Origin of the sequence: Sphingomonas tabacisoli, assembly GCF_042678385.1 — a bacterium.
GTDB classification, from domain to species: Bacteria; Pseudomonadota; Alphaproteobacteria; order Sphingomonadales; family Sphingomonadaceae; genus Sphingomonas_B; species Sphingomonas_B tabacisoli.
Genome location: NZ_JBHUDY010000001.1, coordinates 1,861,212 through 1,878,523, shown reverse-complemented (window position 1 = coordinate 1,878,523; position 17,312 = coordinate 1,861,212). Strand labels below are relative to the sequence as shown.

Below are 17,312 nucleotides of genomic sequence, written 5' to 3'. Positions count from 1 at the left end.
CGGTTCAGCGGGCAATCGGGATGTAATCGAGGCGCTGCATCGCGCCCATCATGTCGCCGGCCCAGCGGTCGGGAACGGGAAGAGTGCCGATCGCCCAGGCCATGATATCAACGTCTTGCTCGTTCATCAGCGCCTCGAACCAGCCGATCTGCTCATCGTTCCAGCCGTTTGAATATCGGTCGAAAAAGCCGCCGATCATGAAGTCGGCCTCGCGCGTGCCGCGATGCCAGGCGCGAAAGCGCAGGCGTTTGAGGCGGTGTTCGCGGTCCATGCCGTCTCCATAGGCGATTACCCGAAGGGCGCTGGCGGGCGCCTCGGGTCTGTGGTTAGAAGCGGCCAGATAGGCATGCGACCCGAAATCCTCAATCCGCTGTTCGCCGAAGTGGAGGCGCTGAAAGGGATCGGGCCCGGCATCCGCAAGCCGCTCGAGCGGCTGGGCCTCAAGCGCGCAATCGATATCGCCTTTCACCTACCGACGGGGTGGATCGACCGGAAGCGGGTCGAGCGGCTCGACATGGGCGATGTCGGGCGGACGATCACGATCCCGCTGACCGCGGTCGATTACCGCCAGTCGGGGAGCAGTCGCGGGCCGTTCCGCGTTCACGCGACCGATGCGGGCGGCGACTATGTCAGCCTCGTCTATTTCGGCGGCAATCCGGGCTGGGCGCGCAAGCTGTTTCCGCTGGGCGAGCAGCGGATCGTTTCGGGCAAGCTCGAAAGCTACGGGCAGGAGCTGCAGATCGTCCATCCCGACCTGGTGCTGTCGCCGGGCGAGGAGCCGCCGGCCCCGCGCGAGCCGATCTATCCCTTGTCCGAAGGCATCACCTCGCGCCGGCTGCACCAGCTTGCCGAGCAGGCGCTCGCGCGCGCGCCGGAACTGCCGGAATGGGTCGAGCCGAGCCTGTTGCAGCAGCGCGGCTGGAAGCCGTGGCGGGCGGCGCTGGCGGCGGTGCACGCCGACCCCGCAGACGACGGGGCGCGGTGCCGCCTCGCCTATGACGAGGTGTTCGCAAACCAGCTCGCGCTGATGCTGGTGCGCGCCTCCACTCGCAAGCGGCGCGGCCAGCCGCTGCAGGGCGACGGGCGGCTGCGCGACATGTTGAAGCTGCCCTATGCGCCGACCGGCGCGCAGCGGCGCGCGGCCGCCGAGATCGAAGGCGACATGGCGCAACAATCGCCGATGCTCCGGCTGCTGCAGGGGGATGTCGGCTCGGGCAAGACGCTCGTGGCGCTGATGTCGCTACTGGTGGCGGTCGAGGCGGGTGCGCAGGGTGCGCTGCTCGCGCCGACCGAAATCCTCGCGCGCCAGCATTTCGAATCCCTGAGCCGGATGCTCGCCGGCTTGCCGGTGAGCGTCGCGATCCTGACCGGGCGGGAGAAAGGCCGCGCGCGGGATTCGACGCTGATGGGGCTGGCGGATGGATCGATCGACATCCTGGTCGGCACCCATGCCATCTTTCAGCAAAGCGTCGCCTATAAGCGGCTGGGCTTGGCGGTAGTGGACGAGCAGCACCGCTTCGGCGTGTCGCAGCGGCTGATGTTGAGCCAGAAGGCCGAGCGCCCGCCGCATTTGCTGGTAATGACCGCGACGCCGATCCCACGAACGCTGACCCTTACTCAATATGGCGAGATGGACGTCAGCCGCCTCGACGAGATGCCGCCCGGCCGCCAGCCGATCGAGACGCGAGTGATCTCGGACGAGCGGCTGGTCGATGTGGTGGAAGCGCTCGGTCGGCATATGGAAAGCGGCGGCCAGGCCTATTGGGTCTGCCCCCTGGTCGAGGAGAGTGAGAAGAGCGACCTCGCGGCGGCCGAGGAACGCGCGACGGCGCTGCGCTTGCGCTTCGGCGACCGGATCGGGCTGGTGCATGGCCGCATGAAAGGGCCGGAGAAGGACGCCGTCATGGCGGCGTTCGCGTCCGGCCAGCTCTCGGTGCTCGTCGCGACGACCGTGATCGAGGTCGGCGTCGACGTGCCGAATGCAACGCTGATGATCATCGAACATGCCGACCGCTTCGGCCTTGCCCAACTCCATCAACTGCGCGGAAGAGTGGGACGCGGAGAAGGCAAGTCAACCTGCCTGCTGCTCCGTTCCGGCCAGCTTAGCGAGACCGCGCGAGCGCGCCTCGCGCTGATGCGCGAAACCAATGACGGCTTTCGCATCGCCGAGGAGGATCTGAAGCTGCGCGGCCCCGGCGAGCTGCTCGGCACGCGCCAATCCGGCGAACACGTCTTCCGCCTCGCCAGCCCGGAGCTGCTCAACGAACTGCTGCTGGTCGCGTCGCAGGACGCGCGGCTGCTGGTGGACAGGGACGGCGGCCTCGAAGGGCCACGCGGACAGGCCGCGCGGCTGGCACTGTATCTGTTCGAACGTGATTCCGGGGTGAACTTGCTGAGGAGCGGATAGCCATGCTGATGATTGCCGTCGCGCTTGCTGCCCAGGTCGCGCTGCCGACCCGCGTGCCGCTGAGCACGATCCCCATCTCGCCGGCCAAGACCGTGACCCGCGTGGAAGCGACGCGCGTCGATTTCGCCCCCGGCCAGGCGATGCCGGAGCATCTTCATACCGTGCCGGTCGTCTGCTTCGCGGCCAAGGGCGCGTTCCTCACCCGCATCGGCGACGGCCCCGAACAGCGTCTCAAGGAGGGGCAGGCCTCGATCGAGCCCGCGCAGACGGTCGTGCATTATTTCCGCAACGCGTCTGCCACCGCCCCGGCGCAATTGCTCTGCGCCATCCTTGCCGACACGGCCGACAAGCAACTCAACATCATGCTCCCGCAGCCGCGCTGAGGCGCGGGTAGGGTAAATCCCGCCCGACTCGGCTAGCGTCCCCCACATGACGCAGAGAGGCCGCCCGCCCCATGACGATGTGCTGACCCCGGCCGAATGGCGAGTCGCAGAATTCGTGCGGCACGGCCTCACCAACAAGGCGATCGCGGGGCGGATGGGCACCAGCATGGACGCGGTGAAATTCCACGTCGCCAACATCCTGGTGAAGCTCGGCCTGCCGACCCGGCTGGAGCTGCGTCACTGGACCGGCATTCGCCGCGGGGCGGCGCTTGGCGCTCAAACATCGGAAGGAGAGTTCGCGATGGGACCGATCGGACAGATTTCGCGGAGCGTCCGCGACGTCGAGGCGGCGCGGCATTGGTACGGCGAGGTGCTGGGCCTCACCCATCTCTATTCGTTCGGCGATCTCGCCTTTTTCGATTGCGGCGGGCTGCGGCTGTTCCTGTCGCAGTCCGAAAGCGACGGCGAGTCGATCATCTACTTTAAAGTCGACGATGTTCGCCTGACCCACACCGCTTTGGAAAGCGCAGGCGTCGAATTCCTGAACGCGCCCCACATGATCCATCGCCACGATGACGGGACCGAGGAATGGATGGCGTTCTTCAAGGATAACGAGGGACGGCCCCTCGCAATCATGTCTCAGGTCAGGAACGGAATCGCTTGATCATCTGCGCGCGCTTCGATTCCCAACTTTCGAGGTGAAGCGCCTCGGCGCTTTCCATGCCGACGATTTCCTCGACCGCAGGATCGAGGCGCTCGGCTTCCGGATGCAGCGCGTCGGGAACCGAGACGAGCGGCGGGCGCGTCGGATCGTCCGGATTTTCCCCGGTCACCATCGCGACTCGGCCGGATTTCAGGCGGACCAGCGCGCCGGTCGGGTAGATGCCCACGCTTTTCACGAACAATTCGAACATCTCGGGATCGAAATGCCCGGCCCAGTCCCGCATGTTGGCGACGGTCTCGGTCGGGCTCCACGCCGGTTTGTAGGCGCGTTCGGAGGTGACGGCGTCATAGACGTCGCACAGCGCGCCCATGCGCGCGAACAAGCTCAGGCGATCGCCCGACAGGCCGTCGGGATAGCCCTGGCCGTCGAACCGCTCATGGTGGCGAAGGCAGACTTCGAGGGCGTTGTGGGAGACACCGCTGCTCTGCTTGAGCAATTCCTGCCCGCGCATCGGATGGGTCTTGATCACTTCGAATTCTTCGTCGGTCAGCTTGCCCGGCTTGTCGAGCAGCTCCAGCGGCATCAGCGCCTTGCCGATGTCGTGCAACAGCCCGGCCATGCCCGCGTCGCGCACGGCCGCGTCGCTGAAGCGCAGGTCGCGGGCCAGATTGATCATCAATGCGCACACCGCGACCGAGTGCATATAGGTGTATTCGTGGCGGGTCTTCAGCTGCGCGATGCTGATGAAGGCGCGCGGGTTCTCGTCGATCGAGCTCGTGATCTCGTCGACCAGCGGAACCAGCTTCTCGGCCTTGATCGCCTTGCCCAGCCGCACGTCGGAATACATGGCCGACACCGCCTTGCGCGATTTGCCGAAGATGCGGGTCGCGCGGCCATAGGCGGCCGGAAAGGATTGCGGCTGCGGCGTATGAACCGCCGGCGCAGGCCGCCACGCCGGCGCCGCGTGGCGTGCGGGCGGCTGCCAGGAACTTGCTTCGGGGGAGGCGGTGACCGGCTCCAGCTGCGCAGCGCTGCCCAGCGCGTCGTCGATGATGACGGCCGAAACCGCGCTTTCGCGGACCTTCAGCAAGTCGCGCTCGGTCTCGATCACGAATCGGGTGCGCCAGAACGGATGGTCCAGCCACGACCCGTCAAAGCCCTGGATGAACATCCCGAGCTGAACGTCTTCGGGCGCGATACGTATCAGTGCTATGGTCGCCTCCCTTACCAATCCATTGTCGCAACAACGGGTTAGCAAGACGTAAAGCTAGCGGGTTTCCTTGAGCAGCGCCGCCAGAAGCTCCAGATAAGGCGCAAGGCCAATCATGCGGACGAATTGGCAGCCGACCCGGCCGCCCAGAGACCAGCGCACCTCGGCGCGGATTTCGCCCACCACCGGCAGGCGGATCATGATGCTGTCGCCGATTGCCACGTCGATGTCGGCGCGGATCATGAAGCCGTTTGCCGAAATGTTGACGACCTGCACGGCGAAACTGCCGCGGCCGGCCGCCGTCGCCCGCGTGCGGTAAAAGACCTCGTCGCGCTCGCTTTGGCGTCTGTCAGGCTGAACTTGCGCGGCCAACATGATCCGATTCCCACTGGGTTCAGCCAAGCTCTACCGGTCAGTCCTTAACCGGCGGCAGAGAGACAGGCTTAACGGATTCCTACCGGCCCGCGCTAAGTCCTTGCCGAGGCGAGCGCGTAGAGGAACTCGACATAGCTCATCGTCGCCGCATCGAAGCCCGCGACCTTGGGGTTCGACGGCTCGATCAGATAATATTCGTCGGGTGCATGCGCGCCGCTGCCATGGCCCAGGCCGAAATGCCCGGCCGGCAGGCTCAGCGGCGGCGCCGTAAAGACATAGCCCGGCCAGGAGCCGGCATTGCGCGGATAGAGCGTCGGCGTGACGCCAAGCTTCTTGTACGTCGCGATCTCGGTCTGGATCAGGCGGCTGTCCTCGGCTGTCTCGGTCGGATCGTAGCCGCCGGAGACCTTGACCTGGATATCGCCGAAGCCGCGTTTCGCCAGATGCGCTTTCAGCTTTGCGACGCAATCGGCGTGAGTCTGATTGGGCACCAGGCGGAAGTCCATCTTCGCGACGCCCTTGTGCGGCAGGATCGTCTTGCCGCCTGGCCCAGTATAGCCGGCGACCAGCCCTTCGATATTGGCGGTGGGTGCGGCGGCAAGGCGTTCCTGGCTCGCCTGCCAGGGCAGGTCGTCGATCCAGTGCTTGACGCTCAACGACTTCATTTCGTCGGCTTCGCTCGTCAGGCGCGCGTTCTCGGCGATGATCGCTTTCTCGCGCGCGGTGAGCGGGCGGACATGCTCGTTCCAGCCGTCGATCATCACGGTGTTGCCGTCCGGGGAGACGAGCGTCTGCAGCGCCTGCACGAGCCGCCAGACGGGACTGTCGATCGAAGCTTTCAGCGAGGAGTGCACGTCCTTGCCCGGGCCGCGGCCCCAGGCTTCGCCGGTCGCGATCAGCTCGCATTCGATGATGCCCTTGGAGCCGAGCGTGACCGTTGTGGAGCCGTCGGGGTCCTGCCCGTTGGACGGCATGAACACGCCGATCGTCTGCTTCAGATTCGCGGCGATGTCGGGCCGACGCACGATCTCAGCGAAATGCGGCGAGCCGATCTCCTCTTCGCCCTCGGCAACCAGCACGAAATTGACCGGCGGCTTGCGGCCGGCAGCGCGGATGGCGTGCAGCGCGGCAAGGAACGTCGCTTCCGGCCCCTTCTGGTTGGTCGCGCCGCGGCCGACGATGGCGCGGCCCATTCCGGGCTTGTCGACGATGCGCGCCTCGGTCGGCGGCGAGCTCCATTCGGAGGGATCGAACTGCTTGACGTCGTACATGAAGTACAGGCCGACGGTTTTCTTCGCGCCTGCATCCAAGGTCGCGAACACACCCGGATGGCCGGACGTCGGCACGATCTCGACATGCTGGAAGCCCGCGTCCTTCGCGAGCGCGGCCATGTGCTCCGCGCCTTTTTGCATGTCGCGGTTCTCGGCCGCGATGGAGGGCAGGGCGATCCATTCCTGCAACCGCTTGATCGAGGCGTCGTGGCCTCTCTCGACGGCTGCGCGGATCGCCTTCTCGTCGCCCGATTGCGCGAGCGCCGCCCCTGGCGCGAGAAACGCTGCGCCGGCCGCCGCGCCCTGCAAGAGTGCACGCCGATCGAAGTTCCTGCTGTCCATGATGCCCTCCCTTTTCAGGAAGGTTAGAATCGCGCCGGGTGCCGGTCCAGCCTATTCCGATCGGACGTAATCGCCCGATTTTCCGCCGAATTTCGTCAGCAGCCGAACCGCCTCGATCGTCATGGATTTGTCGAGAGACTTGCCCATGTCATAAAGGGTCAGCAGCGCGATCGAAACGGCGGTGAGCGCCTCCATCTCGACCCCGGTCTTGTCCTGGGTTGCGACGGTCGCCTTCACCGCGATGGCATTGGCCTCGTACACGAAGTCGATCGCGATCCGTTCGATCGGCAACGGGTGGCACAGGGGAATAAGGTCGCTGGTGCGCTTGGCCGCCATTATACCGGCCACGCGAGCCACCGCCACGGCGTCTCCCTTTGCCGCAGCCTGCGACCGGAGCGCGTTCAACGCTTCGTTGGACAGGCGGAGCCGGCCTGCAGCGACCGCTTCGCGGGCCGTCACCGCTTTGTCCGAAACGTCGACCATGCGGGCTGCGCCCGACTTGTCCAGGTGCGTAAGCTCGCTCACCCGTACAGGAGCCTTTGCGTTGCCGCCTCCACGTCAGTCTGCCGCATCAGCGCCTCGCCGACAAGGAAACAACGCACGCCGTGCTCGGCCATTGCGGAGAGATCGGCATGGGTGGTGAGCCCGCTTTCGGCGACGAAGGTGCACCCCGCTGGCGCGCTGCCGACCAGCTCATAGGTCCGCGCGAAATCGACGGAGAAGTCGCGCAAGTCGCGGTTGTTGACGCCGATCAGCCGGGACTTGAGCCGCAGCGCGCGGTCGAGCTCGCCTGCATCGTGCACCTCGACCAACGCATCCATGCCGTGTTCGATCGCGGCCGCTTCGATCTCCGTCATTTGCGCGTCGGAGAGCGCGGCTACGATGATCAGGATCGCATCCGCACCCAGCGCGCGCGCTTCGGCAACCTGCCACGGGTCGACCATGAAGTCCTTGCGCAGCACCGGCAGGCTGCATGCCGCTCGGGCTGTGACGAGGTAATCGTCATGGCCTTGGAAATAGCGCTCGTCGGTCAGTACCGAGAGGCATGCGGCACCGCCTGCCTCATAAGCGCGCGCATGGGCCGGCGGATCGAAATCGGGGCGGATCAGGCCCTTGGACGGGCTCGCTTTCTTGATCTCGGCGATGAGTCCATAGCCGGGCGCGGTATCGAGCGCGCGCCGGAAACCGCGCGGCGCCGACTGCGCGGCGATCCGCTCCGCCAGCTCCGCCGGGCTGGTCCTGCGCTTCCGTTCGGCGACTTCGCCTCGCTTGTGCGCGCATATTTCGTCGAGCTTGTTCACCGGTAGGCGATCCAGCAATCGAGCAGGGCATTGGCGAGGCCGTTGTCGAGCACTTCCGCCGCTTCCTCGACGCCTTCCGTGAGCGTGCTCACCCGGCCAGCGACCATCAGCGCGGCCGCGCTGTTGAGCAGCACGGCGTCGCGATAAGCACCGCGCTCGCCCTGCAGCATGCGGCGCAGCGCCGCGGCATTGTAGGCGGCATCGTCGCCCTGGAGCTCCTTCAGCGGGTAGGTCGGGAGGCCCACATCGGCCGGCTCAATCCGGAGCGTGCCTGCGCCGCAAGCGCCCATACGCACGATCGTGCTGGGCCCGGAAATCGACAGCTCGTCGAGCGGCTCGTCGCCGGCGACCAGCATCGCCGCTTCCATCCCCAGCAGGTGCAAGGCCTCGGCGAAAACCGGCATGAAGTCCGGCCGCGCGACGCCGATCAACTGTCGTTTCACCCGCGCCGGATTGCAGATCGGCCCGACGAGATTGAACACGGTCCGGCGCCCGATCTTGCGGCGGATAGGCGCCAGCGCCGAAAGCGTCGGATGATGCTTCTGCGCGAACAGGAAAGCGATGCCGATATCGGCGAGGCTCCGCTCCGCGGTCGCTGCGGCCACCTCAAGGTCGAGGCCCAGCGCCTCCAGCGTATCGGCCGCGCCGGCCTTGCTGGAGGACGCGCGATTGCCGTGCTTCGCGACCGGCACCCCGCACGCGGCGACGATGATCGCCACCGCAGTCGAGATGTTCAGGCTGTGCTGGCCATCTGCCCCGGTGCCGCACACATCGATCGCATGCTCGGGTGCATGCACTTCGATCATCCGCGCCCGCATCGCCCGCGCACAGGCGGCGATCTCGATGCTGGTCTCGTCGCGCAGCGACATGTCCGTCAGGAAGCGGGCGACATCGTCCGGATCGCAGCGCCAGTCGAGAATGTCGCCGAACGCCGCCTCCGCCGTTGCCATATCCAGTGGCTCGCTGGCGTCTGGAAGAAGCACGATCGTGGTCATGCGCGCTCCAGCACTTTCATGCCGGCGATCTTCATGAAGTTGGCCAGCATCGCATGGCCGTGCTCGGTGGCGATGCTTTCCGGGTGGAACTGGACGCCATGGATCGGCAGCGTCCGGTGCATGAAGCCCATCACGCTGCCGTCGGGCGAGCGTGCGTTGATGCGGAGCGTATCGGGCAAGCCTTTCTCCGGCACGATCAGCGAGTGATAGCGGGTCGCGGTGAAAGGCGAGGGCAAGCCTTCGAACAGCCCGGTCCCGTCATGCTCGACGGGCGAGGTCTTTCCGTGCATCAGTCCGCCGCGTACCACTTGCCCGCCGAAATGCTGCCCGATCGCCTGATGCCCGAGACAGACGCCCAGCAGTGGCTTTCCCGCCTCGGCGCAGGCGGCAACGAGATCGAGCGACACGCCCGCTTCGTTCGGCGTGCAGGGGCCGGGCGAGATCAGGAACGCTTCCGCGCCCCACGATAGCGCCTGGCCCGCGGATATCGCGTCGTTGCGCACGACGTCCACCTTCGCGCCCAGCTCCATCAGATAGTGGACCAGATTCCAGGTAAAGCTGTCGTAGTTGTCGATGACGAGGATCATGCCCGTAGCCGGTAGAAAGAAGGGAGGGCTTCGACAAGCTCAGCCCGAACGGTGGGGAAGAACGTCACACCGTTAAATCCGTTCGGGCTGAGCCTGTCGAAGCCCTCCCGTTCTTCACTCGCTTCGCTCCAGCAGCTCCACCAGCTCGCCCTTCCAGAACTTCGCCCAGGTGTGGGTGCCGTGGCCCTTGGTCTCGGTGCTTTCGGGGATCAGCACGAACTTGCCGTTTGGCAGCCGCTTGGCCTCGCGCTCGGCGATGCGCAGGCCCGGCGGATTGATGAAGTCATCGGCGGAATTCACCCAGGTGACGGGCAGCGTCATCCGCTCGAGGCCGGCCGAAGGATCGTAATCGCGCGAGGCGTCAAGCTGCCAGATCAGGTCGTTGGCGTCCCGGTCCTTCACAATCGCCGCGAAGCGCGTGTCGAGCTGGGCCTCGGCTTTCTCGCGCGTCGGCGCCTCGACCTGGGTTGCGAGCGGGTTCAGTCCCGCGATGATCAGCAAGTCGCCCGCGGTGCGCAGCCCTTGCGCCGGTTCGCTCGTGTAGTTGCCGCCTTGGTAGGCTGGATCGGCGCGGATCGCGTCGATCGCCATCTTGCGCCACATCCGGTTGCGGCCGGCGATCTCGACCGGCAGGCACGCCATCGGCATCATCGCCTGCACCATTTCCGGGTGCGTCGTGCCCCAGACGAAGCCGTGCATGCAGCCCATAGAGGTGCCCATCAGCAGCCTGAGCTTCCTGACGCCGAGCGCGCCGAGCAGCCGCCGCTGTCCCTCGACCATGTCGGCATAGCCATAGTGCGGAAAGCGGGCGCGAAGTCCGTCGCTCGGCTTGGACGATCCGCCATGCCCGATCCCGTCGGGCAGGATGATGTAATAGCGCGTGATGTCGAGCGGCTGGCCCGGCCCGTAAAGCTCGTTCGCGAACTGCGGAAACAGGAACTGCTTCCCCGTCCCGCCGGTGCCGTGCAGCACCATCACCGCATTGTCGATCTCGCCTCGCGCATTGCGGTGCGGCGTGCCCAGCGTGGTGTAATGGATGCGCAACTCCGGCAACGTCTCACCCGACGCAAAGTGGAAGTCGCGAAACGTCGCGTCGGCGTCTTTGGTCGGCCAGGCCGGAGCGGCTGGCGCCGCTTGCAGGAGCAGGGTGAGTGCGAGGCTGAGCATGGCGTGTCCTTATTGACCGAATTGCGGCTCGCTCGCCCGTCGCACGGCCTCGCGGGCCGCGGCGAAGAGGGCGCCGGCTTTGGCTTCGCATTCGCGCTGCTCGTAGGCCGGGTCGCTGTCGGCGACGATGCCGGCGCCGGCCTGAACGTGCATGGTGCCGTCCTTCACGACCGCGGTCCTCAGCACGATGCAGCTGTCCATCGATCCGTCGGGCGAGAAATAGCCGACGCCGCCGGCATAGGCGCCGCGCGTTTCCGGCTCCAGCTCGGCAATGATCTCGCAGGCGCGGACCTTGGGCGCGCCGCTGACCGTGCCCGCCGGGAACCCCGCGAACAATGCGTCCAGCGCGTCGCGGTCGGGCGGCAGCCGCCCGACAACGTTCGATACGATGTGCATGACGTGGCTGTAGAACTCGACCGTATAGCTGTCGGTCACCTGCACCGATCCCGCTTCGGCGACGCGGCCGACATCGTTGCGGCCTAGATCGAGCAACATCAGATGCTCGGCCCGCTCCTTCGGATCGGCGAGCAGGGAGTCGCGGTTCTCTGCATCCTCCACCGCCGTCTTGCCGCGCGGGCGGGTGCCGGCGATCGGCCGGATCGTCACTTCGCCGTCGCGCGCGCGGACGAGGATTTCGGGGCTCGAGCCGATTAGCGCGAAGCCTGGCAGGTCGAGGAAATAGAGGAAGGGCGAGGGGTTGATGCGCCTGAGCGCACGGTAAAGGTCGAACGGCGGCAGCGGGAAGGGCGCGGTGAAGCGCTGGGCGAGCACCACCTGAAAGATGTCGCCGGCGAGGATATAGTCCTTCGCGCGGAGGACCATGTCCTTGTATTGGTCATCGGCAAGCACCGGCTCGATCAAACGCCGTTCGCTTCGAGCGAAGTCGAGAAGCGCTTGGCGCGGCGCTGTCGTTTCTCGACTGCGCTCGAAACGAACGGGGGAAGAGAGACGCGCCGCCGCTGCGTCGATCCGTTCCCAAGCGTCGGCCACGCGCTTGGCGGGCTCGCCGGCATCCGGCCATAGGGGAGCGATCAGGAACAGTTCGTCGGCCAGTCGGTCGAACACCAGGATCAGCGTCGGCCGCACGAACAGCATGTCGGGCAGATCGAGCGGGTTGGCGGGCGGCCTCGGGAGCTTTTCGATCAGGCCGATCGTCTCGTAACCGAAATAGCCGACCAGGCAGGCGAGTGCACGCGGCAGTTCCGGCGGCACCTCGGCGCGGCATTGCTCGACAAGCCCTCGCAACGCCGCAATCGCGCCGCCGGCGACAGGCTCCCCATTGATCTCGGCGGTGTCGCCCTGCGCCTTGAAGATCAGGTCGGGCGCAAGCCCAATCAGGCTGTGCCGCCCGCGCGTCTGCCCGCCTTCCACCGACTCCAGCAGGAAGTCGCCGCGGCCGGGCTCGACCAGCGCCAGCGCTGCGGAGACGGGCGTGTCGGTGTCGGCGATCTGCCGCCGCCACACGAACGCGGCGCGGCCCGCCTCCAGCGCGGCGATCGTCTCCGCGTCGTCGCTGCGGTCGCGCGTCACTGGGCTTGCGTGCCGCCGCCGACCAGTTCGCTCTTCAGGCGTGCGACCGCCGCCGGATTGATCTCGACGCCGACCGATTTGCGCGCCGCGGCGGCGAGCTGCTGGCCATATTCCTGACCGAAGACCGACCCGAATTGCGTCCGCGTGGCCTGCACGAGCTGCGGCTGCGAGCGCGCATCGCCGGCGACGGCGCTGTCCGTCGTCACGACATACCAGCCGCTCTTGTCCTTGGCCGGCACGACGCGGGCCTTGCCCTGGCGGAGCGAGAACATCGCGGCCACTTGCGGCTCGACCTGCTGGCCCTGGCGGAGCAGCTCGCCGCGCCGGCCGCTGAGCGGGGCCGGGGCAGGAAGCGCCGCACCGGCAGCACTCGCAGCCTGCGCCAGCGGCGTGACGCTATTGACCTTGGCGGCGATCGCATCGGCCGCCTGCCGCGAGGCTGCAAGCGAGCGCTCCGCGACCAGATCGGCCGCAACCTTGTCGCGCACCTTGGCGAGCGGCTGCGGTGCCGCGGCGACGATATTGTCGGTCTTGACCAGCGCGACGACCTGGTTCGGCACCACCGCCTCGGTCAGCGGATCGTCGCCCACGTCCATGCCGAACGCAGTCTTCATCACGACCGGCAGCTCGCGCGCCACCGGTGCGCCCGGCATGTCGGGATTGCTGCCGTCGGCAAGCAGCGCCGGCGTGGTGACCGGCTGCAGCTTGTTGTTCTGCACGACCTCGTCGAAGGTCGCGCCGCCACCGATCGCATCCTCGATCTTGCCGACCGTATCGGCCATCGCCTGGTCGGCCTTGTCTTTCTTCAGCTTGGCGGTGAGGTCGCCGCGCACCTGATCCAGCGTCTTGCCGGGAACGGTGACGATCTTGTCCACCCGCGCGACGTGCCAGCCAAGGCCCGACCGGGCCGGCGCCGCGACCTTGCCCTGCGGCGTCGAGAACACCGCGTTCGCCACTGCGGCCGAGCTCGCCTCGGCATACTGGTCGCGGGTCTGCTCGTTGAGCGTCACCGATTCCAGCCCCGCCGCCTTGGCGGCTTCGGCGATCGGCGTGCCAGCAGCGATCTTCGCCGCCAAGTCTTTCGCCGCCGTCTCGTTCGGCAGGATGACCTGGCTGATCGTCCGCGTTTCCTTCGCGGCATAATCGGCCTTGCCCGCTTCATAGGCCTTGGCGATCTCGGCTTCGCTCGGCTGCGCTGCCGCCTCGAAAGCAGCGCGGTCGATCAGCGCGTAGCGGACCACGCGCCGCTCCGCCGTCGTGTAGCGGGCGAGGTTCTTCCTGTAATAGGCGTCCAGCTCGGCGTCGGTCGGCGCGGCGCCCTTGAACGCCGACACCGGCACGAACTGCGCGCGGCCGGTGCGCTGCTCCAGCAGCATCGAGGCGTAGGGCAGGGTAAGGCCGACAGGTGCAGGCGCACCGCCGGTCGCGGGCACGAGAAGCTGGGTCAGGTACATTTCGCGCGCCAGATCGTCGCGCACTTCGCGTTCGCTGACCCGCTGGCGATTGAGGAACGCTTCGAACGCGCTCTGGTCGAACGAACCGTTCAGCCCCCGGAACGCCGGCGCGGAGGCGATCTGCGCATCCTCCATCTTCCGGCTGACGCCGAAGCCCTGCGTCTTCGCGAACTGCTCCAGCGCCATCGAATCGGCCATCTGCTGCAAGATCTGGTCGACGCCGCCCATGCGCACGAACTCGGGCATGGTCAGGCCCGGGCGGTCCTGCCGCGCATTTTCCAGCGCGCGCATCACGCGCTGCTGCAGCTCGGCGGTGGTGATCTTGGTGCCGCCGATGGTGGCGACGGTGTCGCTGCCGGGCGTGATGTGACCGCCGAGCGCACGGATGTCCGCCGCTGCGAAACCGAACGCCATCGCGGCAATGAACAGCGCAAACAGGCCGATACCGATCTTGGACTTGGACAGGCGGCGAAAATTGTCGAGCATCAGGCGTCCGGAAGTTGAATGGAAAGCGGTGCTTTAGGTCGGAGCAGCCGAACCGACAAGCTTGCGCGTTGGGCCGCCGTTCCTCTAGGCGCGCCGGAGATTTTCGAACAGGGAATGGACATGACGCGACGCAAGCTGGTGGCCGGCAATTGGAAGATGCACGGGAGCCTGGCGCAGCTTGCCGAGCTGGATGCCATCGCCGCGGCCGCGCGAGCGAACCCGCAAGTGGATGTCGCGATCTGCCCGCCTTTCACCTTGATTGCGGCAGCGGCGGCGCGCGGCGACCTGACGATCGGCGCGCAGGATTCGCACCAGAATGAGAAAGGCGCGCACACCGGCTGCGTCTCCGCGCCGATGCTGAGGGAGGCTGGGGCCAAGCTCGTCATCGTCGGTCATAGCGAGCGCCGCACCGACCAGCGCGAGAGCGACGCCGAAGTCTATGCCAAGGCGCGTGCGGTGATCGCCGCGGGCATGATCGCGATCGTCTGCGTCGGCGAGACAGAGGGCGAGCGCGACGCAGGCCGCGCCGCCGAGGTCGTCGAGCGGCAGCTTCAGGGCTCGATCCCGGCCGACGGGACGGCGACGCAGCTCGTCGTCGCCTATGAGCCGGTCTGGGCGATCGGCACTGGCCGCACACCCACGGTGGGAGACGTGGCCGCAATGCACGCAAGCATTCGGACCAAGCTGGGCGACATGCTGGACGCCGAAGCCGAGGGCGTGCGCATCCTCTATGGCGGGTCGGTGAAGCCGTCCAACGCGGCCGAGCTGATGGCGGTCAATAATGTCGACGGCGCGCTGGTCGGTGGCGCCAGCCTGACCGCCGCCGATTTCGTGCCGATCATCGAGGCTGCCGCCCGCGCCTAGTGCACCCGCGCCAGCTTGTCGGGATTGCGCTGGAAGAACACGCCGGTGATCCGGTCGCCGTCGGTCGCGAAGCTGAGCGCGCCGGAAATCTCGCCCTGCTCGATCTGCAGCCCGCCCAGCGCGCCATTGATGATGGCGGGCCGCAGTTGATACGGGTGTTTTCGCGTGATTCCGAGGAAGAAGCGGGCGATGCGGTCAGCGCCGGTGATGACGTTGAGCGCGGCGGCGCGTTTCCCGCCGCCGTCACTCCGCAGCTCGGCATCGGGCGCAAACAGGGCGGTCAGTCCGGCCAGATCGCCCGCAGCCACTGCCGCGCCGAAACGCTCCATCAGATCCCGCTCGGCATGCGGCGCGACCGCGAAACGCGCCCGGTCCTCGGCGATGCGCCGCCTTGCGCGCGAGACATGCTGTCGCGCCATCGCCTCGCTCGAGCCGATTGCGGAAGCGATCGCCGAATAATCCTCGTCGAACACGTCGTGCAGCAGCAGCGCCGCGCGCTCGGCGGGCGACAGTCGCTCCAGCATCAGCAGGAAAGCAAGCCGCACGGACTCGGCAAGCGCGGGCAGGTCGCCAGCGTCTTCCGTACTCGGCTCGGGCAGCCACGGCCCGACATAGGCTTCTCGCTTGCGTCGGCGGAGCAGATCGATCGACGCGCGGGTGCAGGTGCGCACAAGCCACGCCTCGGGGTTCTCAATGATGCTTCGATCGGTTGAAAGCCACTTTGTCGCGGTATCCTGCACCGCATCGGCGGCATCGGCGTGCGAGCCGAGCATCCGGTAGGCCAGCGCGCGCAACCGCGGCTCTGTGGAGGTGAACGGGTCGGCGGCCATCATGTGCGACGCCAGGCACAGAAGCTCAGGCCAAGACCGATCAGCGCAGGCAGCGTCACGCCCAGGAAATCGCGTGGGATCGCATCGGTCCCGCAAATGCCGACAGCCACTTCCCACAGATGGAACAGCGCATGTCCCGTCAGCCAGAGGCTCGCGCCCAACCACAGCGCGAGGCGCATTGCGGGCCGGAAAGCGCCGATCGCAAAGCCGATGCCGATCAGCAAATAGGTCAGCCCGATGTCGCGGATGAAATGCTGGTTGTACGCGCCGGTCGCGACCACGCCCGGAACGCGTACATACCAGCCTTGCGGGTTCGTGAGCATGACGAGGCCGTTCGCCGCCATCAGCGCGGCCAGCAGCAGCGCCAGTCCCACGATTATCCTGTTCTTCATCGCCACCTCCGCCTCCTAGACGGTGCAGGCACTCGCTTTGTGACAGCTCAGCCGAACGGTAGGATCGTTTCATATTGCTGGAGCGGGGGCGCCCCGCGCAGGTGCTGACCGTGCCGGAGCAGGAAAGTGTGGCGGACGATCTCGGCTTGCTGTTCGATGCCGTAGCGCTCCAGCGGCCAGCCGGGCTTCACGCTGTAATCGTACCGGCAGAAGGGATGGCGCGCGAGCGGCAGGAACACGCCGCGCTGCCGCTGCCAGACATGCGTCATCTCATGGATGAACAGCCCTTGGCTCCCTAGGTCCTGCCCACAGAAATCGTCGCAATACAGGCCGCCCTCCGGGTGGAACCAGATGTGCCCGTCCGGCGACATCGCGACGCGCTTCGGCTGAAACGGCCACCATTTCGCCGCGTGGATACGGACCCGGTCATAGTCGATCTCGCCGCCGAACATCGAAGCGGCGAGATTGCGCTCCGCCTCGGTCAGCGGGCGGCCGCTATTTCTTCGCACCCGGCCCCGCATCGCCGGCCGCGACCAGTTGCGCATCCGCCTGGATCCGCTCGCCGTTCGAGAAAGCGAAGGTCAGCGTCACGATCTTGGGCGGCTGCAGGCCCGGATTGATCTTGTAGAGCATCACATGCTTGCCGCCGGGCTCGAACTTCACGAGGCTGCCGGCGGGAATCGGCACGCTCATGATCGGCTTCATCGATGCCATCCCGCCGGCATTCATGCTTTCGTGCATTTCGCTTCGGATCGCGACTTCGGTGGAGACGTCGATCAAGTTCACGTCCTTGTCGCCGCCATGCACGGTGAAATAGGCTGCGGACGGATTGGTCGGTATCGGCGAGAAGCGGATATAGGCGTCGGTGACGTTCAGCTCCTTCTTCTTCGCGCAACCGGGCAGCGCCAGCAGGGCAAATGCTGCAACAGCGAGCGGGGCAGGGCGGATCATCGGCGCAAACCTTTCGTCGTAACGCTTCCGTTTTCCTACGGTTTGTCGCTCCTTGCGGCAAGGACAAGCCACCCTATATCGCCCGGCGTAACGTCAAGCAGTC

At 66.7% G+C, this 17,312-nt stretch carries 19 protein-coding genes; 4 read left to right on the top strand and 15 right to left on the bottom strand.

Annotated features, from left to right (window positions below; all coding sequences use genetic code 11):
- Nucleotides 1-4: 4 nt before the first annotated feature.
- On the bottom strand, nt 5-271 hold the full coding sequence (locus tag ACFSCW_RS09620) for an FAD assembly factor SdhE (protein ID WP_380888715.1): 267 nt from the start codon (nt 269-271) through the stop codon (nt 5-7).
- Between the two features lie 75 nt (nt 272-346).
- Here ACFSCW_RS09620 and recG point away from each other — a divergent pair, with 75 nt between their 5' ends.
- Genes recG through ACFSCW_RS09605 form a run of 3 tightly spaced genes read left to right on the top strand, consistent with a single transcriptional unit; the run spans nt 347 to nt 3,454 of the window.
- Nucleotides 347-2,407, top strand: a complete 2,061-nt coding sequence (gene recG, locus ACFSCW_RS09615) for an ATP-dependent DNA helicase RecG (RefSeq protein ID WP_380888713.1) — start codon at nt 347-349, stop codon at nt 2,405-2,407.
- A gap of 2 nt (nt 2,408-2,409) precedes the next feature.
- Nucleotides 2,410-2,790 carry a cupin domain-containing protein gene (locus ACFSCW_RS09610; RefSeq protein ID WP_380888711.1) on the top strand — a complete coding sequence of 127 codons (381 nt, stop codon included), beginning with the start codon at nt 2,410-2,412 and terminating at the stop codon, nt 2,788-2,790.
- 46 nt (nt 2,791-2,836) lie between these two features.
- Nucleotides 2,837-3,454, top strand: a complete 618-nt coding sequence (locus tag ACFSCW_RS09605; protein WP_380888709.1) for a LuxR C-terminal-related transcriptional regulator — start codon at nt 2,837-2,839, stop codon at nt 3,452-3,454.
- On the opposite strand, the gene ACFSCW_RS09600 is transcribed toward ACFSCW_RS09605, so the two are convergent.
- From ACFSCW_RS09600 to ACFSCW_RS09555, 10 genes are all read right to left on the bottom strand, one after another.
- Entirely contained in the window at nt 3,435-4,685 is a 1,251-nt protein-coding gene (locus ACFSCW_RS09600; protein ID WP_380888707.1) for an HD-GYP domain-containing protein, read from the bottom strand. The two genes, ACFSCW_RS09605 and ACFSCW_RS09600, sit on opposite strands and share 20 nt — an antisense overlap.
- A gap of 36 nt (nt 4,686-4,721) precedes the next feature.
- The gene (locus ACFSCW_RS09595) at nt 4,722-5,039 is read right to left on the bottom strand and encodes a PilZ domain-containing protein (protein ID WP_380888705.1); all 318 of its coding nucleotides are present in this window, start codon (nt 5,037-5,039) and stop codon (nt 4,722-4,724) included.
- 92 nt (nt 5,040-5,131) lie between these two features.
- Nucleotides 5,132-6,652: a M20/M25/M40 family metallo-hydrolase gene (locus tag ACFSCW_RS09590; RefSeq protein WP_380888703.1), complete on the bottom strand. Its 1,521-nt coding sequence runs from the start codon at nt 6,650-6,652 to the stop codon at nt 5,132-5,134.
- 51 nt (nt 6,653-6,703) lie between these two features.
- Nucleotides 6,704-7,177 carry a cyclic pyranopterin monophosphate synthase MoaC gene (moaC, locus tag ACFSCW_RS09585; protein WP_380888701.1) on the bottom strand — a complete coding sequence of 158 codons (474 nt, stop codon included), beginning with the start codon at nt 7,175-7,177 and terminating at the stop codon, nt 6,704-6,706.
- Entirely contained in the window at nt 7,174-7,953 is a 780-nt protein-coding gene (trpC, locus tag ACFSCW_RS09580; protein ID WP_380888699.1) for an indole-3-glycerol phosphate synthase TrpC, read from the bottom strand. The genes moaC and trpC overlap by 4 nt, the downstream gene beginning before the upstream one ends.
- Nucleotides 7,950-8,948 (bottom strand): anthranilate phosphoribosyltransferase, encoded by a 999-nt coding sequence (trpD, locus tag ACFSCW_RS09575; protein WP_380888697.1) that lies wholly within the window; start codon nt 8,946-8,948, stop codon nt 7,950-7,952. The genes trpC and trpD overlap by 4 nt, the downstream gene beginning before the upstream one ends.
- Complete coding sequence (locus ACFSCW_RS09570; RefSeq protein WP_380888695.1) at nt 8,945-9,535, bottom strand: anthranilate synthase component II; 591 nt, start codon at nt 9,533-9,535, stop codon at nt 8,945-8,947. Before ACFSCW_RS09570 ends, trpD begins: the two co-directional genes overlap by 4 nt.
- 114 nt (nt 9,536-9,649) lie before the next feature.
- On the bottom strand, nt 9,650-10,702 hold the full coding sequence (locus ACFSCW_RS09565; protein ID WP_380888693.1) for an alpha/beta fold hydrolase: 1,053 nt from the start codon (nt 10,700-10,702) through the stop codon (nt 9,650-9,652).
- A 9-nt stretch (nt 10,703-10,711) separates the two neighbouring features.
- Nucleotides 10,712-12,232 carry an anthranilate synthase component I gene (gene trpE / locus ACFSCW_RS09560; RefSeq protein ID WP_380888691.1) on the bottom strand — a complete coding sequence of 507 codons (1,521 nt, stop codon included), beginning with the start codon at nt 12,230-12,232 and terminating at the stop codon, nt 10,712-10,714.
- Entirely contained in the window at nt 12,229-14,172 is a 1,944-nt protein-coding gene (locus ACFSCW_RS09555) for a peptidylprolyl isomerase (RefSeq protein WP_380888689.1), read from the bottom strand. The genes trpE and ACFSCW_RS09555 overlap by 4 nt, the downstream gene beginning before the upstream one ends.
- 120 nt (nt 14,173-14,292) lie before the next feature.
- On the opposite strand from ACFSCW_RS09555, the gene tpiA reads away from it, so the two are divergent.
- Nucleotides 14,293-15,036 carry a triose-phosphate isomerase gene (tpiA, locus tag ACFSCW_RS09550; protein ID WP_380888687.1) on the top strand — a complete coding sequence of 248 codons (744 nt, stop codon included), beginning with the start codon at nt 14,293-14,295 and terminating at the stop codon, nt 15,034-15,036.
- Here tpiA and sigJ read toward each other — a convergent pair.
- Genes sigJ through ACFSCW_RS09530 form a run of 4 tightly spaced genes read right to left on the bottom strand, consistent with a single transcriptional unit; the run spans nt 15,033 to nt 17,209 of the window.
- Entirely contained in the window at nt 15,033-15,866 is an 834-nt protein-coding gene (gene sigJ / locus ACFSCW_RS09545; RefSeq protein WP_380888685.1) for an RNA polymerase sigma factor SigJ, read from the bottom strand. The genes tpiA and sigJ overlap by 4 nt on opposite strands.
- On the bottom strand, nt 15,866-16,258 hold the full coding sequence (locus ACFSCW_RS09540) for a hypothetical protein (RefSeq protein WP_380888683.1): 393 nt from the start codon (nt 16,256-16,258) through the stop codon (nt 15,866-15,868). The genes sigJ and ACFSCW_RS09540 overlap by 1 nt, the downstream gene beginning before the upstream one ends.
- Nucleotides 16,259-16,305: 47 nt before the next feature.
- Nucleotides 16,306-16,710, bottom strand: coding sequence for a vgr related protein (locus ACFSCW_RS09535; protein WP_380890079.1), 405 nt, complete (start codon nt 16,708-16,710; stop codon nt 16,306-16,308).
- Between the two features lie 43 nt (nt 16,711-16,753).
- Nucleotides 16,754-17,209: a copper chaperone PCu(A)C gene (locus ACFSCW_RS09530; RefSeq protein WP_380888681.1), complete on the bottom strand. Its 456-nt coding sequence runs from the start codon at nt 17,207-17,209 to the stop codon at nt 16,754-16,756.
- Nucleotides 17,210-17,312 lie beyond the last annotated feature (103 nt).